Source organism: Moorena sp. SIO1G6 (assembly GCF_010672795.1).
In the GTDB taxonomy this organism is placed as follows: Bacteria; Cyanobacteriota; Cyanobacteriia; order Cyanobacteriales; family Coleofasciculaceae; genus Moorena; species Moorena producens.
In genome coordinates, this window is the sequence record NZ_JAAHFZ010000125.1 from 1 (window position 1) to 5,344 (window position 5,344).

Consider the following 5,344-nt stretch of genomic DNA (forward strand, 5'->3'; position numbering starts at 1 on the left):
TCCTAGCTCTTTCAATATCCATTGTTCCATATTTGTGATAATAGATGCCAGAGGCGATTCTAGCAAGAACACACACTTGACTCTTTTTGTCAAGTTTTATGTTAAGAAAGATGTTTATAAAGCATAGCTTAACAAGGGGGGAACTTCTGGAGGGGGATCTATCCATAGCACTTCAGGATTGGGTACCCCCCTAACCCCCCTTAACAAGGGGGGAACTTCTGGAGGGGGTACCATCCATCGCACTTCTGGAGAAGGATCCCCCCTAACCCCCCTTAACAAGGGGGGAACTTTTGGAGGGGGTACCATCCATCGCACTTCAGGATTGGGTACCCCCCTAACCCCCCTTAACAAGGGGGGAACTTCTGGAGGGGGTACCATCCATAGCACTTCTGGAGGGGAATCGAACCATGCTCAAGCTTCCCCCTTATTAAGGGGGACGGGAGGGGGATCCCATTGCAGCACTAAAGTTGAACAGGTCGCCCGTACCCAGATTATTGAGAATTGGGTATCTCAGGATAAGCCAGAGCACTTGAAGACCATACGCGATCGCATTCTCAGAAATGAGCAACGGGCGAGTAGGCTGTTGGGATTGTATCAGCACGTATTAGATCAGGGTAGTCTTGCTGCTGATGGTAGTGAAGAACAGACGGAATTAAGGCTATCGGGGTTGGTAGTGGAGCGCAATGGCTATTTGAGGGTTAACAACCGGATTTATGGCAGTGTTTTCGATAGTGATTGGGTTAAACAAGAATTAGCCAGACTGCGTCCCTATTCTGAAGCGTTTACGGCTTGGGTTGATTCTGGGTGTCAGGATGAATCTCGTTTGTTGCGGGGGGTAGCGTTAGAGAATGCTCAAGCTTGGGCTAGGGGTAAAAGTTTGAGCGATTTGGATTATCAGTTTTTGGCGGCTGGTCAGGAATTAGACCGCAGGGTATTGGCAGAAGAAAGTCGAATATTAGCTAAAGCCAATGATACGTTAACTGAAGCTCAAAAGAAAGCGAAGCGGATCATCAGCATAGGTGGTATTGTACTGGGTTTTTCGTTAATTGTTGCTGTGGTGACTGGGATCGAAGTTAGAAAACAAAGAGAAGCCACGCGACTAGAACAACAAGCGCTTAGTGTTTTACGACGCTTACCAGGGGATAATGGTTACTATGGCGAGCAAGAGCTTTTATACTCAGCCATGGAGACTGGGCAAGAGCTATTTAATATGGTGAAAGATGGTCGCTCCCTGGATAACTATCCTGCCATCAGTCCTCTCTATGCTCTACAGCAAAGTCTTAGTAAATTCAAAGAAAAGAGAAGATTTCAAGGACATCAAGACTCGGTATCGAGTGTAAGTTTTAGTCCCGATGGTAAAACCCTCGCTACGGCATCATATGACAAAACGGTCAGAGTTTGGGATTTACAGGGCAATCAATTAGCACTCTTGTCAGGACATCAAGACTCGGTATCGAGTGTAAGTTTTAGTCCCGATGGTAAAACCCTCGCTACGGCATCAGGTGACAAAACGGTCAGAGTTTGGGATTTACAGGGCAATCAATTAGCACTCTTTTCAGGACATCAACACTGGGTATCGAGTGTAAGGTTTAGCCCCGATGGTAAAACCCTCGCTACGGCATCAAGGGACAAAACGGTCAGAGTTTGGGATTTACAGGGCAATCAATTAGCACTCTTGTCAGGACATCAATCCTCGGTAAGGAGTGTAAGTTTTAGTCCCGATGGTAAAACCCTGGCTACGGGATCAGCGGACAAAACGGTCAGAGTTTGGGATTTACAGGGCAATCAATTAGCACTCTTTTCAGGACATCAATCCTCGGTAACAAGTGTAAGTTTTAGTCCCGATGGTAAAACCCTGGCTACGGGATCATACGACAGAACGGTCAGAGTTTGGGATTTACAGGGCAATCAATTAGCACTCTTTTCAGGACATCAACACTCGGTATCGAGTGTAAGTTTTAGTCCCGATGGTAAAACCCTCGCTACGGCATCATATGACAAAACGGTCAGAGTTTGGGATTTACAGGGCAATCAATTAGCAATCTTTTCAGGACATCAAGACTCGGTATGGAGTGTAAGTTTTAGTCCCGATGGTAAAACCCTGGCTACGGGATCAGCGGACAAAACGGTCAGAGTTTGGGATTTACAGGGCAATCAATTAGCAATCTTTTCAGGATATCAAGACTGGGTATGGAGTTTAAGTTTTAGTCCCGATGGTAAAACCCTCGCTACGACATCAAGGGACAAAACGGTCAGAGTTTGGGATTTACAGAGCAATCAATTAGCACTCTTTTCACGACATCAACACTGGGTATGGAGTGTAAGTTTTAGTCCCGATGGTAAAACCCTCGCTATGGCATCAAGGGACAAAATGGTCAGACTCTGGGATTTACAGGGCAATCAATTAGCACTCTTTTCACGACATCAATCCTCGGTATGGAGTGTAAGTTTTAGTCCCGATGGTAAAACCCTCGCTACGGCATTAGGAGACCATACGGTCAGAGTTTGGGATTTACAGGGCAATCAATTAGCACTCTTTTCAGGACATCAAGACTCGGTATGGAGTGTAAGTTTTAGTCCCGATGGTAAAACCCTGGCTACGGCATCAGGTGACAAAACGGTCAGAGTTTGGGATTTACAGGGCAATCAATTAGCACTCTTTTCAGGACATCAACACTCGGTATCGAGTGTAAGTTTTAGTCCCGATGGTAAAACCCTGGCTACGGCATCAGGTGACAAAACGGTCAGAGTTTGGGATTTACAAGGCAATCAATTAGCACTCTTTTCAGGACATCAAGACTCGGTATCGAGTGTAAGTTTTAGTCCCGATGGTAAAACCCTCGCTACGGCATCATCGGACAAAACGGTCAGAGTTTGGGATTTACAGGGCAATCAATTAGCACTCTTTTCAGGACATCAACACTGGGTATCGAGTGTAAGGTTTAGTCCCGATGGTAAAACCCTCGCTACGGCATCATATGACAGAACGGTCAGAGTCTGGGCGGTTGAAGATTTAGGTGAGATGCTGGCTCGGGGCTGTAAGTTGCTTGAAGATTACTTTGTGGATCATCCTGAATCCTTAGATAGCTTAAAGAAATGCCAAGATTCAGATAACAAAATAGCTGCAGCACCCACTTTGGTTAAACAAGGTGAGCAGTTTGCAAAACAGGGGGATGTGGATGGTGCTATTACTAAGTTCCAAAAAGCCTTAAAATGGAATCCAGAGGTAGAATTCGATCCAGAGATAAAAGCTAAATACCTGGCAGCACCCACTTTGGTTGAACAAGGTGAGGAGTTGGCTAAACAGGGGGATGTGGATGGTGCTATTGCTAAGTTTAAACAAGCCAAAGAATGGAATTCGGAACTAGAATTGGATCCAGAAAAAAGAGCAAAAGTGCTCGCTCTTGTTACAAAAGGTGAGGAGTTAGCTAAAGAGGGGGATGTTGAGGGTGCTATTGCTAAGTTTCAAGAAGCAAAAGAATGGAATCCGGAGCTAGAATTAGAGCCAGAGATAAAAGCCAAACAGCTAGCAGCAGCTGCTAAAGTTAAACAAGGTGAGCAGTTAGCAAGACAAGGTGAAATAACCAAAGCCCTATCTCTCTATAAAGAAGCACAAGAACTAGATCCAAACCTAGACATTTATGCTTATTATTGGAACGCACTCTGTAGGTTTGGTAGTCTCCATGGATATGCTGCTGACGTGATGGATGCCTGTGAAAAAGCAGTAGCCAAAGCAATTGGATTTTATCAAAAAAAATATCAAGATAGTCGTGGTTTTGCTAGGGCTCTGACTGGGGATACCGCAGGAGCCATATCAGACTTTCAGGCATTTGTAGACTTGACCCATAGTGATGATAAGTTGAAAGCACAACGGCAAAAATGGATAGATCAGCTCCGGGCTGGTAAGAATCCTTTTACGGAAGAGGTGTTGAAGGGTTTACTTGAGGAGTGAGGGAAAGTCAGAAGTTAGAAGTCAGAAGTTAGAAGTCAGAAGTCAGCCGTCAGCCGTCAGCGGTCAGCAGTCAGCGGTCAGCAGTCAGCGGCCAACTTTGTGGCATAGGCTTCGACACCAATGTTATTCACAAGCTGAACGCGATCGCGTGCGCGTAGCGCATAAGCTGATAGCTGATAGCTGATAGCTGATAACTGATAGCTGATAGCTGATAGCTGATAGCTGATAGCTGATAGCTGATAGCTCCCTTTGTTACAAAATTTTTAAAAATATGTTATAATAAAATATTTTTGTGCTATAGTATAACAGTGGGCGCTGAGACGCCCAGAGTCAAGAGCTAGCCCGGGGACACTGCAACATCTACGGGCTAGCTCTGGCTCCCCTAAAAAAGGAGATGCTTCGATTATGAGTTATTCTGAACGGCTTCACCCGTGGGTGGTCATTAGGCTGTTACCACAAATGCAGCGAGTTGTTGTTGCTCGCTTCCGCAATCGGTCGGATGCCGAGGGACATTTGTGGGCCCTGAAACGATTAATGCCTGATGCGGAATTTATAATTATTTTTGATGTCGGGAATAATCCGATAAATCCTAGGGAATAGGGAATAGGGAATAGGGAACAGGCTGACTGCCGGACACAAGTGCCTCAAAGCCTGATTATGCCTAGGTGATGGGATGCAGGTTTTGAGCGGACGGTCCGAGACAACTGGTAGAAAAGAGCGATTGACCTTTGGTCACCCTACGGGAAGGTTGGCTATAGAGGATCAGACATGGTGCGATCGCTATCCTAAACCTTAACCATGATATCGGTCATCAGTCATCAGTCCTTACTCATCAGTCATTTCTCACAGAAAGCTACCATTAACATAGTTATCATGAAATTACAATGTAGCTGAGGTTTATTATGTCAGAAACAATGGCACTCACTCCAGAAAATGTTGAAACAGTCCTGGATGAGATGCGTCCTTACCTGATGGCTGACGGTGGGAATGTGGAGCTAGTTGAGTTAGATGGTCCGACTGTTAAATTAAGACTTCAGGGAGCCTGCGGGTCTTGCCCTAGCTCTACCATGACCCTGAGAATGGGGATTGAGCGCCGCTTAAAGGAATTTATCCCTGAAATCCTTGAAGTGGAGCAAGTAATCTAAGCTGAATACTCAGTTAATGAGTGGGGAGTGCTGAGTGTTCAGCCGATTATAGCTGTTCTCATCTTGGATCGGAGAAAGTAGGGGCACGATCAGATCGTGTTCCTACAAAACAACTGTCTTGTGACATACTCCCACACGCTCATCGAAGATTACAGTGTGGGCTTCTTACCAACTCCAGCCATCACTATCGGCTTTCGCCGACGCGGGGCGCGTTCGGATACACGGGTTACTTTATTAACGACACGGG

General features: G+C 45.7%; 5 protein-coding genes. All 5 read left to right on the forward strand.

The window, feature by feature from the left end:
• Window positions 1–178 precede the first annotated feature (178 nt).
• The 5 genes from F6K63_RS36170 to F6K63_RS36190 all read left to right on the forward strand — a co-directional run bounded on the left by F6K63_RS36170 (window position 179) and on the right by F6K63_RS36190 (window position 5,097).
• The gene (locus tag F6K63_RS36170; protein ID WP_287314918.1) at window positions 179–3,952 is read left to right on the forward strand and encodes a WD40 domain-containing protein; all 3,774 of its coding nucleotides are present in this window, start codon (window positions 179–181) and stop codon (window positions 3,950–3,952) included.
• On the forward strand, window positions 3,942–4,136 hold the full coding sequence (locus tag F6K63_RS36175; protein ID WP_287314920.1) for a hypothetical protein: 195 nt from the start codon (window positions 3,942–3,944) through the stop codon (window positions 4,134–4,136). Before F6K63_RS36170 ends, F6K63_RS36175 begins: the two co-directional genes overlap by 11 nt.
• A gap of 221 nt (window positions 4,137–4,357) precedes the next feature.
• A complete protein-coding gene (locus F6K63_RS36180) occupies window positions 4,358–4,552 on the forward strand; it encodes a hypothetical protein (protein WP_044492654.1) in 195 nt (64 codons plus the stop codon).
• Between the two features lie 73 nt (window positions 4,553–4,625).
• Window positions 4,626–4,748, forward strand: a complete 123-nt coding sequence (locus F6K63_RS36185) for a hypothetical protein (RefSeq protein WP_287253614.1) — start codon at window positions 4,626–4,628, stop codon at window positions 4,746–4,748.
• 106 nt (window positions 4,749–4,854) lie between these two features.
• A complete protein-coding gene (locus F6K63_RS36190) occupies window positions 4,855–5,097 on the forward strand; it encodes a NifU family protein (RefSeq protein ID WP_008182435.1) in 243 nt (80 codons plus the stop codon).
• Window positions 5,098–5,344: the final 247 nt, after the last annotated feature.